This window comes from Saccharothrix deserti, assembly GCF_009769385.1.
GTDB lineage: Bacteria > Actinomycetota > Actinomycetes > Mycobacteriales > Pseudonocardiaceae > Actinosynnema > Actinosynnema deserti.
The window spans coordinates 69,490-91,873 of the sequence record NZ_VKAB01000031.1 but is presented as its reverse complement, the minus strand read 5'-3'; the positions used below and the strand labels follow the sequence as shown (position 1 = coordinate 91,873).

16 protein-coding genes and 1 pseudogene are annotated in these 22,384 nt (G+C 71.1%); 12 read left to right on the top strand and 5 right to left on the bottom strand.

Going from position 1 to position 22,384, the window contains the following annotated elements:
• Positions 1–50: 50 nt before the first annotated feature.
• The 6 genes from FM051_RS37075 (at position 51) to FM051_RS37050 (ending at position 6,377) form a co-directional block, all read left to right on the top strand.
• Positions 51–1,124, top strand: a complete 1,074-nt coding sequence (locus FM051_RS37075) for an alkene reductase (protein ID WP_158851625.1) — start codon at positions 51–53, stop codon at positions 1,122–1,124.
• A 278-nt stretch (positions 1,125–1,402) separates the two neighbouring features.
• Entirely contained in the window at positions 1,403–2,164 is a 762-nt protein-coding gene (locus FM051_RS37070; protein WP_158851623.1) for a DeoR/GlpR family DNA-binding transcription regulator, read from the top strand.
• Positions 2,165–2,256: 92 nt separating this feature from the next.
• The gene (locus FM051_RS37065) at positions 2,257–3,600 is read left to right on the top strand and encodes an ABC transporter substrate-binding protein (protein WP_158851621.1); all 1,344 of its coding nucleotides are present in this window, start codon (positions 2,257–2,259) and stop codon (positions 3,598–3,600) included.
• Positions 3,601–3,631: 31 nt separating this feature from the next.
• Positions 3,632–4,579, top strand: a complete 948-nt coding sequence (locus tag FM051_RS37060) for a carbohydrate ABC transporter permease (protein WP_158851619.1) — start codon at positions 3,632–3,634, stop codon at positions 4,577–4,579.
• Positions 4,576–5,376 carry a carbohydrate ABC transporter permease gene (locus FM051_RS37055; RefSeq protein WP_158851617.1) on the top strand — a complete coding sequence of 267 codons (801 nt, stop codon included), beginning with the start codon at positions 4,576–4,578 and terminating at the stop codon, positions 5,374–5,376. Before FM051_RS37060 ends, FM051_RS37055 begins: the two co-directional genes overlap by 4 nt.
• Positions 5,373–6,377: a zinc-dependent alcohol dehydrogenase family protein gene (locus FM051_RS37050; RefSeq protein ID WP_158851615.1), complete on the top strand. Its 1,005-nt coding sequence runs from the start codon at positions 5,373–5,375 to the stop codon at positions 6,375–6,377. The genes FM051_RS37055 and FM051_RS37050 overlap by 4 nt, the downstream gene beginning before the upstream one ends.
• A gap of 116 nt (positions 6,378–6,493) precedes the next feature.
• Here FM051_RS37050 and FM051_RS37045 read toward each other — a convergent pair whose 3' ends face one another.
• Together FM051_RS37045 and FM051_RS37040 are read right to left on the bottom strand one after the other, a co-directional pair.
• Positions 6,494–7,156, bottom strand: coding sequence for a hypothetical protein (locus FM051_RS37045; RefSeq protein ID WP_158851613.1), 663 nt, complete (start codon positions 7,154–7,156; stop codon positions 6,494–6,496).
• A gap of 120 nt (positions 7,157–7,276) precedes the next feature.
• Entirely contained in the window at positions 7,277–8,056 is a 780-nt protein-coding gene (locus FM051_RS37040) for an LPXTG cell wall anchor domain-containing protein (protein WP_158851611.1), read from the bottom strand.
• Positions 8,057–8,226: 170 nt separating this feature from the next.
• On the opposite strand from FM051_RS37040, the pseudogene FM051_RS37030 reads away from it, so the two are divergent.
• A pseudogene (locus FM051_RS37030) lies at positions 8,227–10,058 on the top strand (HD domain-containing protein).
• A complete protein-coding gene (locus FM051_RS37025; RefSeq protein ID WP_158851606.1) occupies positions 10,055–10,258 on the top strand; it encodes a hypothetical protein in 204 nt (67 codons plus the stop codon). The pseudogene FM051_RS37030 and the gene FM051_RS37025 overlap by 4 nt, the downstream one beginning before the upstream one ends.
• On the opposite strand, the gene FM051_RS37020 is transcribed toward FM051_RS37025, so the two are convergent.
• From FM051_RS37020 to FM051_RS37010, 3 genes are all read right to left on the bottom strand, one after another.
• Positions 10,253–13,705 (bottom strand): TM0106 family RecB-like putative nuclease, encoded by a 3,453-nt coding sequence (locus FM051_RS37020; protein ID WP_158851604.1) that lies wholly within the window; start codon positions 13,703–13,705, stop codon positions 10,253–10,255. The two genes, FM051_RS37025 and FM051_RS37020, sit on opposite strands and share 6 nt — an antisense overlap.
• A gap of 84 nt (positions 13,706–13,789) precedes the next feature.
• Entirely contained in the window at positions 13,790–14,968 is a 1,179-nt protein-coding gene (locus FM051_RS37015; RefSeq protein ID WP_158851602.1) for an aKG-HExxH-type peptide beta-hydroxylase, read from the bottom strand.
• Positions 14,965–16,086 (bottom strand): FxsB family cyclophane-forming radical SAM/SPASM peptide maturase, encoded by a 1,122-nt coding sequence (locus FM051_RS37010; protein ID WP_158851600.1) that lies wholly within the window; start codon positions 16,084–16,086, stop codon positions 14,965–14,967. Before FM051_RS37010 ends, FM051_RS37015 begins: the two co-directional genes overlap by 4 nt.
• A 206-nt stretch (positions 16,087–16,292) precedes the next feature.
• On the opposite strand from FM051_RS37010, the gene fxsA reads away from it, so the two are divergent.
• From fxsA to FM051_RS36990, 4 genes are read left to right on the top strand one after another with little or no spacing between them, the layout of a single operon-like run.
• The gene (fxsA, locus tag FM051_RS37005) at positions 16,293–16,460 is read left to right on the top strand and encodes an FxSxx-COOH cyclophane-containing RiPP peptide (protein ID WP_158851598.1); all 168 of its coding nucleotides are present in this window, start codon (positions 16,293–16,295) and stop codon (positions 16,458–16,460) included.
• A 13-nt stretch (positions 16,461–16,473) separates the two neighbouring features.
• Complete coding sequence (gene fxsT / locus FM051_RS37000; protein WP_158851596.1) at positions 16,474–20,208, top strand: FxSxx-COOH system tetratricopeptide repeat protein; 3,735 nt, start codon at positions 16,474–16,476, stop codon at positions 20,206–20,208.
• A 19-nt stretch (positions 20,209–20,227) separates the two neighbouring features.
• Positions 20,228–21,190 carry a hypothetical protein gene (locus tag FM051_RS36995; RefSeq protein WP_158851594.1) on the top strand — a complete coding sequence of 321 codons (963 nt, stop codon included), beginning with the start codon at positions 20,228–20,230 and terminating at the stop codon, positions 21,188–21,190.
• 31 nt (positions 21,191–21,221) lie between these two features.
• Positions 21,222–22,382, top strand: coding sequence for a cation:proton antiporter (locus FM051_RS36990; RefSeq protein ID WP_158851592.1), 1,161 nt, complete (start codon positions 21,222–21,224; stop codon positions 22,380–22,382).
• The last annotated feature ends 2 nt before the right edge of the window (positions 22,383–22,384 follow it).

Sequence of the window (22,384 nt, the reverse complement as noted above, 5' to 3'; positions counted from 1 at the left end):
CGGGGGATAGCTGTTCGGACAGGTAACAGCACACCCTGGAGGAAACAGCGATGAGCACCGCGTTCCAGCCGTTGGACCTGGCCGGCACCAAGTTGCCGAACCGGATCGTCATGTCGCCGATGACCCGGAGCCGGGCCTACGACACCGTGCCGACGCCGGTCATGGCCGAGTACTACGCCCAGCGCGCCAGTGCCGGGCTGATCATCACCGAGGGCATCCAGCCGTCCGCGGTCGGCCAGGGGTACACGCACACGCCCGGTCTGCACACCGAGGAGCAGATCGAGGCCTGGCGCGGTGTCACGGACGCGGTGCACGCGGCGGGCGGGCGGATCTTCGCGCAGCTCATGCACGCCGGCCGGATCGGCCACCCGAGCCTGCTGCCCGGTGACCTGCACCCGGTGAGCGCGTCCGCGGTGCGCGCGGAGGGCAAGGTGTTCACCGGCTCCGAGATGCTCGACCTCGTCACGCCGTTCGAGCTGAGCCACGCGGACATCGAGGCCACCATCGCCGACTTCGCCGCCGCCGCGCGCAACGCGGTCGAGGCCGGGTTCGACGGGATCGAGCTGCACGGGGCCAACGGCTACCTGCTGCACCAGTTCCTGGCCGACAACACCAACCTGCGTGACGACGAGTGGGGCGGCTCGGTCGAGAACCGCACCCGGTTCGTGGTCGAGGTCGTCCGCGCGGTGTCCGAGGCGATCGGCGCGCACCGCGTCGGCCTGCGGATCTCCCCGGCCAACCAGTACAACGACATCGCCGAGGAATCCCACCACGAGCTCTACCCGGCGTTGGTCGACGCCATCAACCCGATCGGCCTGGCCTACCTGCACATCGCCGAGGCGGACGCGCGGGCGTTGACGCTGAAGCTGCGCGAGCGCTTCTCCGGCACCCTGATCCTCAACCCGTTCACGCCCGACGGCGTCACCGGCCCGGACCACCTGGAACTGCTCGACGACGGCACCGCGGACGCGTTGAGCTTCGGCGCCCTGTTCCTGGCCAACCCGGACCTGCCCGCCCGCCTGGCCACCGGCGCCCCCTTCAACACCCCGGACCCGTCGACCTTCTTCGGCGGCACCGAGAAGGGCTACATCGACTACCCGGCCCTGGCCACCGCCTCGGCCTGACCCCCGGTGCCCGATCCGGGCGCGAGTCGCACGAGCAGGCCCCCGAGTCGCGTGAACTCGGGGGCCTGCTCGTTTTGTCCATACGAGTGGGAACGGGCACCCGGTCATGTCGATTCGGGCACGGATCCGGGCCGTTGGTGTGCGTTCGGTCAGGCGAAACGGGCGAAACCCGGGCATCGTTCACCTGGGTGTGGCGCTAGCCACACTGTTTCCCCGGTGTTACACCTTATGCGCGGCCCGAACGGGCAGCGACGGTCCGAGCGGGCAGGAGGCGATAGATGCGGGCGGACGAACGCAAGCGCCGCATCCTGGCCCGCGCACGGGCGGACGGCCGCGTCGACGTCGCCGAGATCGCGGCCGAACTCGAGGTCGCGCAGGAGACCGTGCGGCGCGACCTGCGCCTGCTGGACGAGCACGGCCTGGTCCGCCGCACGCACGGCGGCGCGTTCCCGGTGGAGAGCGCCGGGTACGAGACCGGGCTGAAGTTCAGGTCCGCGTCGATGGTGCCGGAGAAGCGGCGGATCGCCCGTGCCGCCGCGGACCGGCTCGGTGACGCGGAGACGGTGTTCATCGACGAGGGCTACACACCCCAGCTCGTGGCCGAGTCCCTGCCGACCGGCAGGCCGTTGACCGTGATCACCGCGTCGCTGCCCACCGCCGCGGTGCTGTCCGAAGTCCCTTCCGCGACCGTGCTCCTGCTCGGCGGACGGGTCCGCGGCCGCACGCTCGCGACCGTGGACCACTGGGCCACCCGCATGCTGTCGGAGATGGTGATCGACCTCGCCTACATCGGGGCGAACGGCATCTCCCGTGAGCACGGCCTCACCACCCCCGACCCCGCGGTGGGCGCGGTCAAGGCGCAGGCCTTGGCGTCGGCCCGCCGGCGGATCTTCGTCGGCGTGCACACGAAGTTCGGCGTCGCCAGCTTCCACCGGTTCGGTGGCGTCGCCGACCTGGAGGCGGTCGTCACCGACTCCGTGCTGCCCGCAGGCGAGGCGCACCGCTACTCGCTGCTCGGACCCAAAGTCGTCCGGGCCTGAAAACCGCACAGCCGAGTCACCACCCCGATCCCCAGCCCGAGACCCCGACGCACCAGGGGTCTGGTTCCGCTCGCCCCGAGGAAGGCAGGACGATGAAGTCATTCCGGTATGGCGGCTTGGCCGCCGCGGTACTCCTGGCCACGACCGCGTGCGCCGGCGCGGGCGGCGGTGGCGGCGGATCCGACAACTCGATCAACGTCCTCATGGTGAACAACCCGCAGATGCAGGACCTGCAGAAGCTCGCCGCGGAGAACTTCACCAAGGACACCGGCATCACGGTCAACTTCACCGTCCTGCCCGAGAACGACGTCCGCGACAAGATCAGCCAGGACTTCTCCAGCCAGGCCGGCCAGTACGACGTGGCCACGATCAGCAACTACGAGACGCCGATCTACGCGAAGAACGGCTGGCTCACCCCGCTGGACGACTACTTCGCCAAGGACACCGGCTTCGACCAGGACGACATCCTGGAACCGATCCGCCAGTCGCTGACCGCCGCCGACGGCAAGGTGTACGCCGAGCCGTTCTACGGCGAGTCGTCGTTCCTCATGTACCGCAAGGACGTGCTGGACGCCAAGGGCCTCACCATGCCGGAGAAGCCGACGTGGCAGCAGGTCGCCGACATCGCCGCCCAGGTCGACGGCGCGCAGCCCGGCATGAAGGGCATCTGCCTGCGCGGCCAGCCCGGCTGGGGCCAGCTGATGGCGCCGCTGACCACCGTGGTCAACACGTTCGGCGGCACGTGGTTCACCAAGGACTGGCAGGCGCAGGTCAACGCGCCGGAGTTCAAGGAAGCCACGAAGTTCTACGTCGACCTGGTCCGCGCGCACGGTGAGGCGGGCGCGCCGCAGGCCGGGTTCGCCGAGTGCCTGAACAACATGACCCAGGGCAAGGTCGCCATGTGGTACGACGCCACGGTCGCCGCCGGTCTGCTGGAGGCCGACGACTCGCCGGTGAAGGGCAAGCTCGGCTTCGCCCAGGCTCCCGTGGTGGAGACCGAGAGCTCCGCGTGGCTCTACACCTGGGCGTTCGGCATCCAGAAGGCCAGCAAGAAGGCCGACAACGCGTGGAAGTTCGTGTCCTGGGCGTCCGGCAAGGGCTACGAGGAGCTGGTCGGCAAGAACCTGGGCTGGTCCAAGGTCCCGGACGGCAAGCGCTCGTCCACCTACCAGCGCCCCGAGTACCTGGCGGCGGGCAGTTCGTTCGCCAAGCAGGCGGAGGCGGCCATCGCGGGCGCCAAGCCGACCGACCCCGGCGTGCAGGAACGGCCGGTGAGCGGCATCCAGTTCGTCGGCATCCCCGAGTTCACCGACCTGGGCACGCAGGTGTCGCAGAAGATCAGCGCCGCCATCGCCGGTTCGACCACAGTGGACGCCGCGCTGGACGAGAGCCAGGCGTTGGCCGAAACCGTCGCGAAGAAGTACCGGGGGAACTGATGAGCAACCCCACCCCCATCGGGAGGACCCGGTGACCGCCGTGCGGGAGGCCGTGGCGCGGGCCGAGCCCAGGCCCCCGGCGCGGACGGGGCAGGTGAAGGCGGCGGCGCGCTGGGTACGGCGCGCCCCGCTCCTGCCCGCCCTGGTCTTCACGATCGTGGTTACCCAGCTGCCGTTCGTGGCCACGCTGGTGATCTCGCTGATGCGGTGGAATTCCCTCGATCCGACGAACCGCGGCTTCGCGGGCATCGACAACTACACCGCCGTGTTCACCGACCCGGACCTGCGGTCGGCCATCGGGGTCACGGCCGTGCTGACCGCGACCGTGGTGCTGGTCAGCCTCGTCCTCGGGCTGGGGTTGGCCCTGCTGCTGGACCGCAAGTTCGCCGGGCGCGGCCTGGTGCGCACGATGCTCATCGCACCGTTCCTGGTGGTGCCGGTCGCCGCCGCGCTGCTGTGGAAGCACGCGCTCTACAACCCGGAGTACGGCCTGCTCAACGGTGTGCTGACGTGGCTGTTCGGCGCCGACGCGCCGCAGCCGGAGTGGATCAGCGGGATGCCGTTGCTCGCGGTCGAGGCGTCGCTGGTGTGGCAGTGGACGCCGTTCATGATGCTGATCCTGTTGGCGGGCCTGCAGAGCCGCCCGCAGGACGCGGTCGAGGCCGCGCGCATCGACGGCGCCACGCCGTGGCAGGTGTTCCGCTACCTGACGCTGCCGCACCTGCGGCAGTACCTGGAGTTGGGCGCGCTGCTCGGGTCGATCTACATCGTGCAGAACTTCGACGCCGTCTTCACCATCACGTCCGGCGGTCTGGGCACGGCGAACCTGCCGTACACGATCTACCAGACGTTCTACCAGGCGCACGACTACGGCCAGGCGTCCGCCGCCGGTGTGGTCGTGGTGGTCGGGTCGATCGTCATCGCCACGTTCGCGTTGCGCGTGGTGTCGTCGTTGCTGCGCGAGGAGGTGCGGGGATGAGCCGGATCCTGGGTTTGGCCGCGTGGTTCGCCGGCCTGCTGTTCTTCGCGCCGGTGGCGTGGATGGTGCTCACCTCGCTGCACAGCGAGCCCGACGCGGCGACGAACCCGCCGTCGTTGGCCGCGCCCGTCACGTTCGACAGCTACGCCGCGTTCTTCGACTCCGACCCGTGGCCGCCGCTGATCAACTCGCTCAGCGCGTCGATCGGCTCCACGGTGCTGGTGCTGCTGCTGGCGATCCCGGCGGCGTACGCGCTCTCGATCAAGAAGGTCGAGAAGTGGTCGGACGTGCTGTTCTTCTTCCTGTCCACCAAGATGCTGCCGGTCGTCGCCGGTCTGCTGCCGATCTACCTGGTCGCGCAGTACACCGGGATGCTGGACAACATCTCGTTCCTGGTCGTGCTCTACACGTCGATGAACCTGCCGATCGCGGTGTGGCTGATGCGGTCGTTCCTGGCCGAGGTGCCGGGGGAGATCCTGGAGGCCGCCGCGCTGGACGGCGCGGGCCTGGTCACCACGCTGCGCCGGGTGGTCGCGCCGGTCGCCATGCCCGGTATCGCGGCGACCTCGTTGATCTGCTTCATCTTCAGCTGGAACGAGTTGCTGTTCGCCCGCGTGCTGACCGGCGTGGTCGCGGGCACCGCGCCGGTCTACCTCACCGGGTTCGTCACCAGCCAGGGTTTGTTCCTGGCCAAGGTGTGCGCCGCCGCCGTGGTGGTGTCGCTGCCGGTGCTCGTCGCCGGGTTCGCCGCCCAGGACAAGCTGGTCCAGGGCCTTTCTCTGGGAGCCGTGAAGTGAAAGCAGCCGTGATCACCGGGGTCGGCGCGGTGGAGGTCGCCGAGGTGCCGGACCCGACGCCCGGCCCGCGCCAGGTCGTCGTGGACGTCGCGGCGTGCGGGCTGTGCGGCACCGACCTGCACATCCTGCAGGGCGAGTTCGCGCCGACGCTGCCGGTGGTGCCCGGTCACGAGTTCGCGGGCGTGGTCGCGGAGATCGGGTCGGACGTCACCGAGGTCGAGGTCGGCGACCGGGTCGCGGTGGACCCGTCGCTGTACTGCCACGAGTGCCGCATGTGCCGGTCGGGGCGCAACAACCTGTGCGAGCGGTGGGCCGCGATCGGCGTCACGACGGGCGGCGGCGCGGCCGAGTACGCGCTGGCGCCGGTGGCGAACTGCGTGAAGCTGCCCGACCACGTGCGCACCGAGGACGCCGCGCTGATCGAGCCGCTGTCGTGCGCGGTGCGCGGTTACGACGTGCTGCGGTCGCGGTTGGCCAGTCGGGTGCTGATCTACGGCTCGGGCACGATGGGCCTGATGATGCTGCAACTCGGCAAGCTCACGGGTGCGTCGTCCATCGAGATCGTCGACCTCAACCCGGAGCGCCTGGCCACCGCCGAGCTGCTGGGCGTCAGCGGCACCGCGACGTCGGCCGACGAGCTGGACCGGCCGGAGGGCTGGGACGTCGTCATCGACGCCACCGGCAACGAGAAGGCGATCCAGGACGGGCTGGGCCGGGTCGCGAAGGGCGGCACGTTCCTCCAGTTCGGCGTCTCCGACTACGCGGCGCGGGTGACCATCGACCCGTACCGCATCTACAACCAGGAGATCACCATCACCGGCTCGATGGCGGTGCTGCACTCGTTCGAACGGGCGGCCGACCTGTTCGCCACCGGTGTGCTCGACCCGGAGGTGTTCATCAGCGACCGCCTGCCGCTGGCCGACTACGCCTCGGCGCTGTCCCGGTTCCAGGCGGGGCAGGGGCGCAAGATCCAGGTGCTGCCCCTAGCCCCTAGCCCCTAGCCCCTGGCCCCGCACAGCACTCGGCCCCGGTCACTCCACTGTGGAAGGACCGGGGCCGAGTCGTGTTCGTTGCTCTACCGGCTACCGGCTACCGGCTACCGGCTACCGGCTACCGGCTACTGGTTACCGGCTGCCCGCCGACGCAGGACGATCAGCAGGGCCGCGCCACCGCCGAGCAGGACGACGCCGATCACCAGCGGGATCGCGATGCTCGCGCCCGTGTCGGCCAGACCGCCCGTGTCGGCCACCGCCACGATCGCGGGCGTGGTCGTCGTGGTCGTCGTGGTGCCGGCCGGCGAGGACTCCGACGTGGTCGGCTCCGTGGTGGTGGTGGTCGCCTCGGTCGTCGTCGTGGTCGTCTCAACCGTGGTGCTGGTCGTCGTGGTCGTCGTGGTGGTGCTGGACGTCGAGGTGACCGCCACGCACGGCTCGACGGTCTCCGTCTTCTTGAAGGAGAACTGGTTGCCGTCGTACGCGGTCACTTCGACGACGAACTCGCGCTTCACGTCGCCGGTGGCGGAGTAGGCCCCGTCGAAGCTCGCGCTGAAGTCCTTGTTCTCCACCTCCTTGCCGTCGACGGTGACCTTGATGTGGTTCGACTTCTGATCGGTGCTCTGGGCGTAGGCCCTGAGCTTCACCGTGAGGCTGGCCGTGCCGTTTTCGCACTTCGGGGTCAGCGTCGGGGTGTGCGCCGAGGCCGGCAGTGCCATGACCAGAGTGGTGGTCGCGATGGTCGCGACGACACCGATGGCCGCACCGACTACTCGTGCGAGCTGCATGAGGGGCTCCTGAGGGAAGGGCTGAGGAGAAACGACGTCACCCTAGCGGGGTGCAATTAACTACCCGAATGGGGTAGCCGTAATTACTTCGCGTAAGGTGGGACGGTCGCTTTCCGTTATCTACCCCTGGATTCGGCGGCGCAGCAGGACGAGCACGATGACGCCGCCGGTGAGGAGCAGCACGCCGAGCACCAACGGGGCGGTCACGTCCGCGCCCGTGTCGGGCAGTTCGCTGTCGTTGGCGGCGGGGATCACGACCGCCTTCGGTCGCGTGGTGGGCCAGTCGAACGTCAACGGCGTCGTGGTCGTTGTCGTCGTGGTCTCCACGGTGGTCGTGGTCGTCACGGGTGTGGTGGTGACGGGAACCGGCGTCGTGGTGGTCTTCTCCGGCTTCGAGGGCTTTGGGGGCTTCGTCGTGGCCGGGACCGTCGTTGTCGTCGTGGGGGGCACCACGCACGGTTCGACGGTGAACTTCTTGGTGAACGACCAGCCGCGCGGCGCGTAGCCGCCCGGCGGGTAGCCGTACGGGGAGCCGTACTGGTACCCGCCGTACGGATAGGCGTACGGGTGCTGCGGATAGGCGTACGGGTAGGCGTCGTCCCACGCGAAGACGGTCACCGTGAACACGTGCCGCGCGGTTCCGGGCCTGCGGTAGGTCTTCGAGTACGACTCGCGGAATTCGTGGTTCGCAATGGCCTCACCGTTGTCGTCGACCTTGAGCCAGTTGGACCTCCTGCCGTCGTAACGGCTCAGGCTGACGGCGAGTCTCGCCTCGTCGCCGACGCACTCGGCCTTGATCGTCGGGATGTGCGCGGAGGCGGGGGAGGCGGTCAGCAGGCTCGCGGTCGCGACGGCCGCCGCGACGCAGAACGATGCCCGAACGACCCGTGCGAACTGCATGGTTGCTCCTGTGTACGGCGGTGACGCGGCGGAGGTGACGCAAACCCCTATACGGACCCGCCCGGTGAGATGTTCACACCTGATGTTGGTCAATTCGGGTGACATCGCCGCTTGTCAAGCGCCTACTCACGGTGGTCTCAGCGCGTGGGCGGCCTGTTCGCACAGCGGCGATGATCCGCGTGGTCCGCGCGCGGGAGTCGCTGGAGTTCTCGCCGTTGGAGGCGACGCTGCCGGCACTGGCGCCGCTGGTCCACCAAGCCCACACGGCACAGGCAGCGGCGGGGCTGGCGCACGTCGACCCGGTGAACCTCGACCCCATCGGCGGCGACGAGGACCGTCGGTCTTACGAGCGGTACCTGTCGGGTCAGCAGGAGCGTCGACTGGTCACGCGGGCGGCGCAGCGAGGTCTCGCCGACCGGGCCACCGCTTCCGACGACATCGCCTGGTGGCTGTTCCACCGCTGGATCGAGAGCCGACAAGGCGGCCCACGGCACTGGACGCGATCCCTGTCGAGAACCCTCCGCTCCGCAGGGTCGTCATCGACGTGCTCGATCGCCTGACACGTCTGTTCCGGCTCCCGCCGGGGGACCTGAGCAACCCGCAACGCCTGGGGTTGGCGTCCAAGACGACCCACCTCGGCGGGATCGTGGTGCGCGAGCGCCTGGTGGGCCTCCTGCTGGCGCTCGGGCACGTGCTCGCCGTCGAACCGATCACGTTGTCCACGGTCCTGGTCGAGCACCTCGGCATCCCGGAGCCGGTGGACCTCTCGGAGCTGCGGACCACAGTGGAGGAGCTGAGCTGGGAACCCGTCCGCATCGGCCTGGGGTTGGTGGCCGAGTGCCGGCACGAGGCCGTGCTGGAGGCACTGCGGGAGCACGTCGTCCGCGTGGACGCGGTGCTCGGCGCGGTCCACGCGGTGGCGGAGGACGACGCCCACCTCCAGCCGCTGCTCGGCCTACCGGCCCGTGCGTCGGCCGACCGGGTCGAACCGGCCGTGCGCGACGGCCGACCGGTCTTCACCGTCCCCGTCACCCGCTTCCGCTTGGAGCAGACCCGCATCCGGGAGCTGCTCATGGGGCAACCCCTTTACGGTGACAGGTCGCTGGCGATCCGCGAGCTGTACCAGAACGCCCTGGACGCGTGCCGCTACCGCCAGACGCGACAGGACTACGGGACGGCGCGCGGCCTTCCGCAGGGCTGGGTGGGGCGGATCGAATTCGACCAGGGTGTCGAGCTGTACCTCCGTGATGGTGACGACGCGCCGTCGTGCGTCGAGGTTCTCCAGCGGTTGTTGGGCATCGCCGAGTTTCCGACCATTGCCGAGCACGACGGTTTGTTCTTCCAGTGGGACCCGTTCGTGTTCCGGGGCCGATTGCGGTTGCCTGGCGAAACGGACGGCATCAACGCGACGGGACCGCTGGTGCCCGCTCCGCGCGTCACGACGGGACAGGTGGTCTGGTGTGAGAAAGGCGGTGCGCTGCTCGTCGATGGCCTGTACGTCCGTCCCGCCGAGCAGCACGGACTGCTGAAGACCTTGGACGACTCGGCCGACCTGCGTGGCGCGGTCGTGAACCTGACGCGCCACTGGATGCCGCGCCTCACGGTCGACCGGACGGCGGTGCTGGACGACGTCTCCGACCACGTCGAGAGCCTGCTCGTGGACGCGGCGCCCGCGCTGATCGAGTCGGACCCGGAGTACCTCGACTTCGACTGGATCTGCGGTGTGGCCGTGACCAGCCCGGGAGTGGCCGACATCGTGACATCGGCCGCGATCGAGAAGGCGGCGCGACTCCGCACCGACGAGGAGAGAGTGAACGCGGCTGTCACCGGCTGCTTCCCTCTCGACCCGCAGCTCCTTCAGTCGGAATCCAGGGACAGGGACACGCTGCATCGCCGCTACTTCGTGTTCAGCTTGAGCGTCATGTGGCGTGGTTGCCGAGGTGGGCACTGGCGAACGCGTCGGCGCGAGATGGGTTGGCGTTGGAAGGGCACGAGTACATGATCAAAAACTTCGAGGATAGTGCCCTCCGGTCCGATTTCGGACCCCGAGTGCCGATCAGGCAGGTCCTGGGGCATGCACTGGCGAGAAACGTGCCGGTTGTCGAGATCGCCCGCAGGATGACCGAGATCGGCTTGGAAGTGGACGATCTCGAACAGGAGTTGCCCAAGCTCGTTAAAAAGGTGCCGCGCAAGGTGTCATAGGGCTTGAGTGTGGTCGACGTCGATGTCCCACCGGTCGGCGTCGGCCATCAGGCCGATCATGCCCGAGACGAGACGCAGCTGGTCGACGTCGCGGATGTCGGCCTCCACCAACCGTGGTGAGCACACGACGACCGCTACGGCCTGCGCGCGTGACAACGCGACGTTCAACCTGTTGCGGGACAGGAGGAAGTCCAGGCCGCGCGGTAGGTCGACGGCCGCTGACGAGGTCATCGTGGTGATCACCACGGGCGCTTCCTGGCCCTGGAAACGGTCGACGGTGCCGACGCGCACGTGCTCGTAGCCGTGCTTCTCCAGTTCACGTCGGACCAGTCGCACCTGCAGGTTGTACGGTGCCACGACCAGGATGTCCGAGTCGTCCAACGCCCGCGCGTTCGGCCCGTCCGTCCACATGCGACCCATCAGCGACCGCACCACGCCCACCACCGCCGACGCCTCCTCGATCGACGACGTGGTGTTGTGCGAGTGGGCCACCGAATGCACGTACACACCTGAAGGCACGCCGTCGATCCCGCGTGAGGCGGCACTGGGGTGGGCGTGCAGCAATCCCGCGTACGACAGGTTCGACACCGGCTCGCACACCGCCGGGTGCATGCGGCGCGTCTGGTCGAGGAAGTAGCCCAGCGAAGGCGGGATGACGTCCGCGTCACCGATCAGGTGGCCCAACGCCGACGCCTCCGCGCCCGCCGGGTGCGTCCCCTGCACGACCTGTGGCAACTGCTGCGGGTCGCCGAGCAGCACGAGGTTCCGCGCGCACGTCGACACGGCGAGCGCGTCGGCCAGCGCGAACTGCCCGGCCTCGTCCACGATCAGCACGTCGAACGGCTGCTCGCGCAGCGCCGTGTTGGCGAACGTCCACGCCGTGCCGCCGACCAGGTGCCCGCCGCCCTGGTCGTTGCGCCAGCGCACCAGCGCCGGGTTGTCGCGCGGCTGCTCCCACGCGCAGTCCTTCGCGGGCGCGCCCTTCGCGCGCTTCGCGGTCGGGATCGGCACGCCCAGTTCACGACCGGCCGCCAACGCGGCGCCGAGCACGTTCTCCACCGCCTTGTGGCTGGTGGACGTCACGCCGACGCTGCGCCCGCCGCGGATCAGGTGTGCGATCAGCCGTCCGGCCAGGTACGTCTTGCCCGCGCCCGGCGGCCCCTGCACGGCCAGCGCGGAGCCGTCCAACGCGTCCACCGCCGCGATCACGTCCGCGATCAGGTCCTCACCGCGCGGCAGCGACCCGGTCTTCAGGCGCGGCGGCGTGCGGCGGATCAGGTCGATGCCGGGGTGCGGAGGCAGCGAGGGCAACACGTCCACGACGGACCGCGCCAGGTCGTACACGGCCTCGTCCTTGGGCGTCGGCCGGACCGGGCTGCCCGGCAGCACCGCGATGGGCTGCTCACCGTGCACGTCGTCCGGCGCGACGCTCTCCAGCAGCACCATGTCCTCGGCCGACTCGCCGAGCACCACCGCGTCACGCGTCACGTTGGCGGGCGAGCCCTTGTACAGCAGCCGGACCTGGTCGTTGGTCACGAACGGGTGCGGCCGGTCGGGATCGCACCACACCCGCACCTCGCGCTTGGCCTTGCGGACCCGCCCGGACGGCATCGCCCAGTCCTGCGCCCGCACCGACACCGGCACCGCGCACGCGCTGTCCGACTCCAGTTCCGACAGCGGCGCCGCCATCTGCCGGAAGAAGTCCCACCAGGCCGGGTTCGTCTCCCGCCGGTGGTAGCCGACGGCGGCGGCCAGCAACGCCCGCGCCCGCTCGTCGTCGGTCGCGTCCGCCGGGTTGTCCGGCAGGCCCTCCAGCAGCGGGTCGACCACGGCGGCCAGCCGTTCGGCACGTTCGGCGCGGCGTTGGGCGGCGAGCTCGTCCTCGATCTCCTCGGTGAACGACGGCTCGGCCACGTGCGGCTCGATGCCCGCCTCCGCCCGCACCTCCAGCAGGAACCGGTACAGCCCGAGCGTGGACACGCAGTCGTAGGTGTTGTAGTCGGCGATGCCGGCGAGCACGTCCTCCGCCCGCGCCGGGTCGACGTTGCGCAGCGCCAGGAACTCCTCGTACGCCTCGATGCTGGAGACGGCGTTCGTCACCTCGCCCGCGCGTGCGGCGGGCATGTAGAGCGGTTCGAGGTACTTGATCGAGTACGACCGCTGGGACACGCGCAGCGCCTTGCGCACGACGGCGTAGAGGTCGACCAGCGCGCCGGAGCGCAGCAGGTGGTCGACGGCGTCCTCACGTGTGCCGTGCAGGGCGGCGAGCTTCTTGAGCGCGTTCACCTCGTACGGCGCGTAGTGGTAGACGTGCGCTTCCGGGTGCGCCTCCAGCGCCTGCGTGGCGAAGTCGACGAACCGCTCGAACGCCGCCTTCTCCTGTGGACGGGTGTGCGCCCAGAACGGCGTGAACCTCTCGTCGGCGTCGACCACGCCGAACAGGTACTCCAGGCCCTCGCCGTTGAGGGCGAACGGGTCGCCTTCCATGTCGAAGAACAGGTCACCGGGGCTGGGCACGGGCAGCGTGGCCAGTGCTTCCGGTGCGACGACCTCGTAGGCGACCTTGCCGGTCGGGTCGTCCTGGGTGCGCGAGTCGTCCTGGATGACCTGGAGCGCGGCCTGGGCGCGCAGGCCGGTGAACGTTGCCGCGGACATCGTTGCGGGACGGTCGGTGCGGGTGGCGTTGGCGAGGGCGTCGATCGTGCCGAGGCCGGCGGCGACGAGCTTGCGCCGCTGGTCGGTGCGGATGCCGGCGACCAGGGACAGGTCGCGGTCCGCTTCCCGGCCCGTCGCGCAGTGCCTGCCGAACCGGCAGGTGGCGCAGGCCGGGCGTTCGTCGTCCCAGAGCCGTTCGGGGAGGGACGCGGGTGCGGCGAGACGGTCGTGCAGGCGGGCCTGGAGGTCGCGGACCAGGGGGAGGAAGTCGGCGACCTGGAACGTCTTGGTGGTGCCGTCGCCGAGCAGGAGGTGCATGGCGGGGCCGGCGTGGTGTGCCAGCGCGTTGGCGTAGGCGGTGAGCTGGACGACGGCGGCCGGGGTGGCGTGCCGGGCGAGCTTGGCGTCGTGCGGCTCGTAGCCGCGGTCGGTGGCGACGAGGAAGTCGGCGCGGCCCTGGAAGCCGTCGGCGTAGAAGACGGCCTGGTAGATCACCGGTGCCCGCGCGGCGATGGCAGCCGCGGTCTGGGCGGCGGCTTGGGTGAGCGCTTCGTGCGTCGGTGCGGGCTGCGGGATCTCGACCACGTCGTGCTCGGCGCGGAAGCGTGCCAGGACGGCTTGCTCGTGCGCGAGGCCGTGCCGTGCGGCCAGTGTGTTCGGCTGGGCGTCCGGCACGGGCGCGTCGGGCAGCCCGGCGGCCAGTGCCAGCGTGAGCCGGCTGCGGTGCTCGCACTCCAACAGGTCGACCAGGTCCGCCGGGGAGTGCACCAGATGGCCGTCGGCGGTGAGCATGGCGGGCAGTATCGCGGGCCGACCCGTCAACCTTTCGGACCAAGCGCGGCGCGTCGCCGGACTGCGTCCTGCGCCACTCGGTGGTCAGGTGCCGTGGGCGGATCGCCAGCGGGCCCGGTGGGCGGCGGCTTCGGCGGCGGCCACGGCCACGGCGGCAGGCGGGAGGGGTTCGGCGCACCAGGCGCGCAGGACCTCTGCCATCTCCTCGACGAAGCGGGTGCCCGTCGGGGTCAGCCTGCCGCTGGTCAGGAGGGTGTCGGCGGTGATCAGGGCGGCTGAACGCCAGCGCGCGTACTCGACCTGCGCGGCGGGGCCGGGGCGGGAGCGCCAGAAGCCGGCCACGCCCATGTGCGCGTAGGTGCCGTGGAGGAGACCGGCCGCGGGACGGGGGTCCTCGCGCCACGGCGCGTAGAACAGCGCGTCCTGGTTCGGCTCGACCAGCGCGAACAGGTCCATCAACGCCACCAGCTTGCTGTGCTGCGCCTCGTGCACGAGCGTCACGGCCAACGTCTCCGCGTCCGGCATCGGGGACAGGAACACGCACCCGAACGCGTCGGCCAACGTCGCGCTGCTGGTCCCCGAAGGTGACGACGGCATCGGCGTGAGCACCGAGACGACCTCGGTGAACTCCGAGGCCGACGCCGGGTGGTCACGGTTCAACAGGTCCCATGCCGACCGCAGGGCGTCACGCCACCAAGGCAGGTCGACGGACGCCGCGACCGGCAGCTCGGGCGGCACCCCACCACCCGCCCACAGGTCCACCTGGAGCGAGAACCCGCCCAGATCGATCTCCGGCAACGGCTCGTAAGCCAACCCCGGCCCCACCACCACACCCAACGACGGCAGCGAGAACACCTCCACCGGCGGGAACACCAGGTCCACCGCCACCCCCGCCCGCACCGCCGCGGCAGCCGCCGTGAACGCCAACTCCGCGGGCTGGGCCGTACTCCGTCGGGCCGTAGCACCCCGCCGCACCGCCAACGCCGTCCGCGTCGCCCACGCCCCGACCGACGGGTGGTCCAGCACCCGGTCCACCGCCTCCGGCGCCACCCGCGCCACCTCGCACAACAGCGAGAACGCCGGCCGCGCCGCCGGATCGGCCGCGATGGACCGGATCATCAGCAACGTCCGGCTGCGCCGCGCCCGCCGCAACGTCCGCACCGCCGACACCCCGCCCCCGCCACGCGCGAGAGCGGCGAAGTCCGCAGCGGAAACCCGGAACGGCGGCACGGTCGGCTCAGACGGCTCAGGCGGCACGGTCACGCCAACGCCGCCAGGTCCGCCGCCACCCGCGACCGCACGTGCCCGATCAGCCGCACCAGGTCCGGGCAGTACACCGACGGCCGGTCGAACCCGGCGCCCTCCAGGAACCGGTGCGCCCGCAGCCCGCCACCGCACACCCGCACCACCGGGCACCGCCTGCACTCGTCCGACAACCCCGCCAACCCCGAACGCCCGGCGCGCACGTCCGGCAGGTCCAACGCCGCGTCGAACGGGTCGCGCGCCACGTGCAGCCCGGTCGCGGAGGCGGCGGGGGAGGAGGACGCGAGGATGTCCGAAGCCTCGATCGTGCCGTCGGTCTCGACCACCACCTGACCGGACGGGCTCAACCCGATCCCCTCCACCCCGGAACGCCCGCCCAACAACACCGCCAACAACTCCTCGAACACCCGCACGCGTGTGTGCGGCTTCCCGTACCAGACGTCGAACACCGCGATCAGCCAATCCGCATACGGCGTCGAGAGCGCGTCCGCGACCCGTCCCGGCGGCGGCGCGGACCAGTTACCGTGCGGCAGCAGGAAATCCACCGCGGGCGGTGAGAATTCCAGCAACGACTGGTAGGTGCGCACCGGGTCGTTGCGCACATCCACCACGCACAGCAGACCGCCGTACACCGCCGGGAACGCGCGCAACGACTCCAACGCCACACGCACCGCGGCCCAACTCCCGGTGCCGTCCGGCCGAACGCGGTGCCGGTCGTGCGCTTCCGGTGTGCCGTCCACGCTCACGCCCACCCGCACACCGAGCGAGGAGAACAGCTCCAGGAATTCACGGTCGAGCAAAGTCGCGTTCGTCTGAACGGTGAACCGCACTTCCGCCGGCACCACCGAACGGAACCGCGAGACCAGCGACGAGATCGCCGCACGGCCCGCGAGCAGCGGTTCCCCGCCGTGCAGCACCACTTCCACGTCCGACAACCCGTGCCCGCGCACGTGTTCGGCCACCCGTTCGGCGGTGTGCGCGACGGTCTCGGGCGACATCACCCGCGGCCGGGAACGCCACCGCTGGTCGGCCAGTTCGTAGACGTAGCAGTAGTCGCACGCCAGGTTGCACCGGCTGTGCAGCTTCAGCACGAACTGGCGGAACGGATGTCCATCCATTCCACCCACCGTCATCAACCCCCCGATTTTCCGGCCACCCCACAGGCAATCAAACACAGCACGCCGTCCGCTACCTCCGCCAATCGGAGGATTCCCGACAGTGGCGGTTGTCGTTCACTACGATGGGAAGTGCGCCGTCGGCGGAGCCGGCAATCAGGCGTGGAGCTGAGAAACCCGCAGCATTGCGGTGAGGGGGTGCGCCGGACATGGCTTCCGAACCCGTCCTGGAGTCCGAACTCCTGGACGTCACGGGCGTGGACCTGGCCCGATTGGCCGATCTGCCGGACACCGCGCTGCGCGCCGCGCTGCACCGGATCCTCGCGGAGAACGCCGAGTTGCCCAACCGGTTCGCCGCGTTCGAGAGTTCCCTGTGATCCCGGCGGGCGGATGAGCACCCCGCGCACCACCCCGGCCCACACCGGGGTCACCGCTTTCCTGTCGGCGACCGGCGGCACCGGTCGTACGAGCGCGGTGGCGAACCTGGCGTGGGCGCTGGCCGCGGCCGGGCAGCGGGTCCTGGTGGTGGACTGGGGCTCGGAGGTGCCGCGGGTGCGCGAGTACCTGGAGCCGTTCCTGGTGGGCCGCCTGGGACTGCCGGACCCGTTGGGGCGCGGCCTGCTCGCCGCGTACCGGGCGGACCCGTTGCACGACGAGGACCCGGTGCCCGCGGTCGAGCGGTTCGCGCCGCCCGCCGGTGACGTCGCCGAGCCCGGCCACATCGACGTGGTGTCGCCGATGCCGACCGACGCGGCGGGCCGCCCGCAGCCGGAGACCAGGCACGGTGACGCGGGCGCGATGGCCGAACTGCGCGCGCGGCTGACCGAGTCCGACTACGACCAGGTGCTGATCGACGCGCCGACGGGCGCGGGCGACGAGTCGCTGACGTTGATCGCGACGCTGTGCGAGCTGGCCGTGGTGTGCTTCCGGCCGCGTCCCCGGGCCATCGCCGACGCGGCGGACCTGGCCGCACGGCTGCGCAAGCGCGCGCCGATCCGGATCGACGTGGTGCCGGTGGCGACGCTGTTCGACGACGCGGACGAGCTGTCCCGCGCCCAGCGCATCCGCTCCGCGATCCACGCCGCGTTCGCCGAACTGCTGGCCGGGCAGGCGAAGCGGGTGCCGGACGGCGGCACGATCGAGATCCCCTACCGCCCGTTCGACGCGTTCGACCCGCTGCTCGCGATACTGGTCGAGGAGCCGACGAGCGGCGGCGTGCTGGAGGCCCAGTACGGCAGGCTCGCGGCGGCGGTGACCGACGGCGCGGTGACCGAGGTGTCGCCGGTGTCGCCGGTGCTGCGCGCCCGCTACCGGCGGGTGTTCGGGCTGACGTCGGCCGCCGAGCCGGACCGGGTGGTCGTCGTGCACTCCCCGCGTGACCGGCCGTGGGCGGACTGGGTGCGCGGCCAGTTGGAACGGGCGGGCGCGCAGGTCCGCCGCCTGTCCGATGCGGGGGAGTGGTTCGAGGCCGACGTCCCGCCCGGCGTGGTGGTGCTGTCCTCGCCGCACCTGGGCCCGGTGGAGCTGCCCGAACGGCAGCTGACCGTGCTGCGGCTCCAGCTGTCCGAGGACGGGCCCGCGAACGGCGCGCTGTCCGTGCACGAGCACACCCCGGAGACGTTGAGCGCCCGGCTGCTCAGCCACTTCGGCCTGATCGACCGGCCCGGCACGGTGCACGAACCGGGTATGCGGGTGCCCGGCAGCGACCCGCAGGTGTTCGACCTGCCGCCGCGGCACCCCGGTTTCGTCGGCCGTGACGAGGACCTGGAGGCGTTGCGCGACCAGTTCGCCGAGGCGGGTGGCGAGCGGGCCGTGGTGACGGTCAACGGCGTGCCCGGTGTCGGCAAGAGCGAGCTGGCGCTGGAGTACGCGTACCGGTTCTCGTCGGACTACACGGCGGTGTGGTGGCTGTCCGCGCACGACCGGCAGTCCGTGCTGAGCGGTCTCGCGGAGCTGGCCGCCCGGCTGCACCAGCCGGGCTCGACCGACTACGGCACGCTGTCCGCGCTGGAACGACTGGCGAACGACCCGGCGTACGCGCGGTTCCTGCTGGTCTACGACAACGCCGACGACCCGGACCTGATCGCGGACCTGCTGCCGACGGGCACCACCGGGCACGTGCTGATCACCTCGGGGCCGGCCGCCGGGCAGGCCGTCGAGCTGGTGCGGATGCGCCCGGACGACAGCGTGCGGCTGCTGCTCGACCGCGTGCCGGGGTTGACCGCGGACGACGCGGGGAGGGTCGCGGACGCGGTCGACCACCTGCCGTTGGCGCTGGACCTGGCGTCGTCCTGGCTGGGCGAGACCGCACGGGCCGAGGTGGGCGCGGGCTCCCGTGACGCGGACGCCGCGACCTGGGCCACGCGCACCCTGTTCGAACGCCTCGGCCGGTCCGAAATGGACGGTGTGGCGCGGATCGTCGACGTCGCGGTGGACGCGTTGCGGGCCAACGCGACCGGTCGGCTGGCGGTGCTGGTCGCGCAGCTGTGCGCGTTCCTGTCGCCGGAGGGCGCGGACCTGGGGCTGGTGCGCTCACCCGCGTTCCTCGGCCGGCTGGTCGAGTCGGGCGGGGTGGACGCGGAGCCGTTGGAGCTGGACGCCGCCGAGATCGACCGGGTGCTCTGGTACGGCGCGCGGTACGGGCTGTTCCGCGTCGACTGGGGCGACCAGTACTCGCTGCGCCTGCACCGCGTCGTGCAGAGCGCGCTGCGCGACCGGATGAGCCCGGCCGAACTGGAGGCGCGGCAGGCGGGCGTGCTGAGCGCGCTGGCCGCGTTGGCGCCGACCGAGGTCGAGGACAAGTCGCCGACCCGGCACGCCCGGTTCGCCGAGCTGCAGAAGCACGTCATCCCGTCCGGGGCGATGGGCAGCACCGACCCGAAGGTGCGCCGCTGGCTGGTCAACCAGGTGCGGTTCCTGTTCACCGACGGCGGCGCGGGCGTGCGCCGGGCGGCCGTCGGACCCGGCCGCGCCCTGCTGGACGCGTGGACCCGGCTGTTCGGCCCGGCTGACCCGCTGCGCAACCGGCTGGCCACCGAACTGGCCAACGTGCACCGCGTGCTCGGCGACCCGACCGAGGCGCTGCGGCTGGACGACCTGGCGTTGGCCCAGCAGCGCCGCGCGCTGGACCTGACCCACCCGCGTCCGCTGATCACCGCCCGCGGCCGTGGCGGGGACCTGCGCGGGCTCGGCCTGTTCGCCGAGGCGCTGGCCGAGGACCAGGCGACCTGGGAGGGCCTGCGGTCGGTGCTCGGCGACGACCACCCGGACACCCGCCGTGCCGCGAACAACCTGGCGTCCTCGATGTTCCTGTCCGGTGACGCGGCGGGCGCGCTCGTCCTGGAGGAGGACAACTACCGCAGGCGCCGCCGCCTGTTCGGCACCGGCGACGCGCGGACCTGGGCGACGCTCGCCCAGATCGGGCTGTACCAGCGGGAACTGGGGCGCTACCCCGAAGCGCTGGACTCGCTGCTGTTCGCGTCGCAGCAGTTGCAGGCGCTGCGGCCGGAGCTGAACCAGACCCAGATCGGCGTGCACTGGAACTACGCGATCGCGTTGCGCCTGGCGGGCAGGCCCAAGGCGGCCAAGGAACGCACCGGCAAGGCGTTGCGCGACTACCGCGAGGTCATCGGCCCGCACCACCCCTACACCCTGGGCTGCGCGCTGAGCTTCGCCGCCGACCACCGCCGGGTCGGCGGCGACCCGGAGCTGGCCGTGGAACTCGCCCGCACCGCGTTGAACGGCTTCCAGCGGCACGTCGGCCTGCGCGACCACCACCCGTTCGTCGCGCTGTGCAAGCTCGGGCTCGGCCTGGCGCTGCGCGCGGCGGGCGATCCGGCGGGCGCGGTGAGCCAGGTGGAGGACGCGACGGAGACCCTGCGCTCGCGCCTAGGCGACACGCACCCGTGGACGCTGGCGTCGGCCGTGGACCAGGCGCGGGTGCTCGCCGCGGCGGGCGAGGCGGACATGGCCGCCGAACTGATCGCCGAAACGCACAGCGACTGCGTGGAGTTCCTGGGGCACGATCACCCGCACACCGCCGTGGCGGCGCACAACGTGCGGCTCGCGGCGCACCCGACCGACCAGGACTGGCGGGAGTGCGATGTCGACATCCCGCACACCTGAGCGCGCAGGAGGGACCGGCGTGGAGCTGCACGAGGAGCAGGCCGAGCACGTCGGCCCCGAGTTCGACCTGGCCAGGCTGTCGTGCCGCGCGGCGATCGAGCAGAGCCCCGCGCTGCACTACCTCGCGCACTACAGCAGCGGTGTCTTCGACTTCGGCGTCGACGCCCTCGGTGATCCCGCGCCCGAACCCGACGCGTTGCCCGGCGGCACCCGCCGCGAGGAGCTGAAGCGGCTCGGCAGGCACCTGACGTTCCAGGTCGCCACGCTCGACCGGACCCTGCAGGAGGTGCGCACCGGTCGGCTCATCCGCACCGTCCTGCACACCGAGGAGGGCGCGCTGTTCTGCGATTCCGTCGTGCCGACCGAGCACGTCGTCGGGCTGGTGCTGGACCACGCGGGCACCGGCCCGCTGTTCGGGCACCCGGCGGTGGACGAGGCGGACCGGGCGGTGGCCGAACTCGCCACCCGGCTCCGCGCCCAGCTCAGCCTCGGCTCGCTCAACCCCGGCGGGTGGGAGAGCGCGGAGGCCGTCGCGCCGCTGTCCGTGGACGAGGAGGCGCAGCCGCACGTGACGGCGGGGGACGGGCCGCTGGCCGCGTGCCTGCACGCGGTGCGGGCGCAGGACCTGCACCTGGTCGCGCACGTCGTGGACGGCGAGGTGCTGGCGATGGTCGACTGCCTCGGCGACCCGTCGCTGGCCCCGTTCTTCAAGCAGATCACCGTGGACGCGCGCCGGCGGTTCTACCACGGCTTCGTGCAGGAGCTGGGCGCGTTGACCACCAAGCTGAACCGGGCGGTGAGCCCCGTCGTCGGCGGGCTGATGGAACGGCTCGTGCTGGACGTCGAGATGGGCGCGATCTACTACTACCGGATCCGTGCCGGGGAATACCTGGTGGGCGTGACGATCGACCAGGCGCGAGTCCGCGCGGCGGATGATCGAATGTCCGCGCTGGCCGTCGAACTCACTCCGATCGGTCCTTGAACGCCCACCCATCGCTGCCTACCGTGTAATGGTGACGCCCGTGATCCGCTCGGCCGCCCTGTTATCGGCCCTTGGCGCGGGTTGGCTCGCCGCGTGGCAACTCGGACTTCGTGAAGTCGACCAGTCACCGGCCTACGGGTTCTTCATCACGGCGCTGCTGGGTTTCGGTTTGTACGCCAGCACCAGCGGGATCGTGATCGCGGAATTCCGGAAGCAGTTCCGCACCGTCGTCATCGCGGTCACGCTCGGTGTGCTCGCCAAAGTCGCGCTGGTCTTCGGCGTGATGTTCTTCGTGTTCCGCGACCCGAACCACCTGATCCTCGCGGTGGCGGTGGCGCAGATCGACCCGCTGTCGGTCGCCGCGATGCGGGCCAAGTCGAAGATGTCGGACTCGGCGAAGGCGCTGCTGTCGGCGTGGGCGTCGTTCGACGACCCGATCACCGTGCTGCTCACGGTCTACATCACCGCGTTCGCGCTCAACGGCGGCGCGGTCGGCGGCGTGGGGTCGTTCGCGGTCAACCTGGTGCTCAACCTGGCGTTGGCCGGGATGGCGTACATGTTGTGGACGCTGGTGCGCGGGCGGGTGCGCAAGGCCGAGGAGGGCGGCCGGTCGGTCCGGTACGCGGTGCGCGCGGTGATGGTGGTCGCGGTGCTGGCCATCGGGTTCGTCGCCGTGCAGTACGCGTTGCTGCTGGCGTTGGCGCTGCTGGGGTTGTTCTTCCGGCCGAACCTGGGTCGGTGGGTGGACAGGCTGGCGGAGGCGGGCATGTTCGCCGCGATCGCCGCCGTCGGGCTGGTGCTGGCCGCCGAGTTCAGCTGGGCGCTGGCCGGGGTCGGTGTGGTGCTCGGTGTGGCGGCGTTCGGCGCGCAGGCCGTGGTGGCGGTCGTGCTGACGGTGCCGAAGCGGTGGCGCGGTGACCGGGTGCGGCTCGCGTTGGGACAGCAGAACGGGCTGACCGCGATCATCCTGGCGTTGCTGCTGGAGCCGACGTTCCCGGGCTCCATCGCCGTGGTCGCGCCCGCCGTCGTCGTGGTGAACCTGCTCAACGCCGTGACGAACGGCGCCTACGACCGCCTGCAGGAGGCGGTGCGGAAGCCCGTGCGACAACCGGTGCGCGCGCCGAAGGTCCGGCAACAGCCCGCCACCGTGCCGTCGGTGGCCGCCCTCCAGCGGATCAAGCGCACCCCTTGACC

What these genes read in the sequence shown, in the direction of transcription:
- fxsA (WP_158851598.1), top strand. Translation starts at nt 16,293, where the DNA reads ATGGCTTCCGAACCCGTCCTGGAGTCCGAACTCCTGGACGTCACGGGC.
- FM051_RS37045 (WP_158851613.1), bottom strand. Translation starts at nt 7,156, where the DNA reads ATGCAGCTCGCACGAGTAGTCGGTGCGGCCATCGGTGTCGTCGCGACC.
- FM051_RS37020 (WP_158851604.1), bottom strand. Translation starts at nt 13,705, where the DNA reads ATGCTCACCGCCGACGGCCATCTGGTGCACTCCCCGGCGGACCTGGTC.
- FM051_RS37070 (WP_158851623.1), top strand. Translation starts at nt 1,403, where the DNA reads ATGCGGGCGGACGAACGCAAGCGCCGCATCCTGGCCCGCGCACGGGCG.
- FM051_RS37010 (WP_158851600.1), bottom strand. Translation starts at nt 16,086, where the DNA reads ATGGATGGACATCCGTTCCGCCAGTTCGTGCTGAAGCTGCACAGCCGG.
- fxsT (WP_158851596.1), top strand. Translation starts at nt 16,474, where the DNA reads ATGAGCACCCCGCGCACCACCCCGGCCCACACCGGGGTCACCGCTTTC.
- FM051_RS37075 (WP_158851625.1), top strand. Translation starts at nt 51, where the DNA reads ATGAGCACCGCGTTCCAGCCGTTGGACCTGGCCGGCACCAAGTTGCCG.
- FM051_RS37040 (WP_158851611.1), bottom strand. Translation starts at nt 8,056, where the DNA reads ATGCAGTTCGCACGGGTCGTTCGGGCATCGTTCTGCGTCGCGGCGGCC.
- FM051_RS37065 (WP_158851621.1), top strand. Translation starts at nt 2,257, where the DNA reads ATGAAGTCATTCCGGTATGGCGGCTTGGCCGCCGCGGTACTCCTGGCC.
- FM051_RS37055 (WP_158851617.1), top strand. Translation starts at nt 4,576, where the DNA reads ATGAGCCGGATCCTGGGTTTGGCCGCGTGGTTCGCCGGCCTGCTGTTC.
- FM051_RS37025 (WP_158851606.1), top strand. Translation starts at nt 10,055, where the DNA reads ATGATCAAAAACTTCGAGGATAGTGCCCTCCGGTCCGATTTCGGACCC.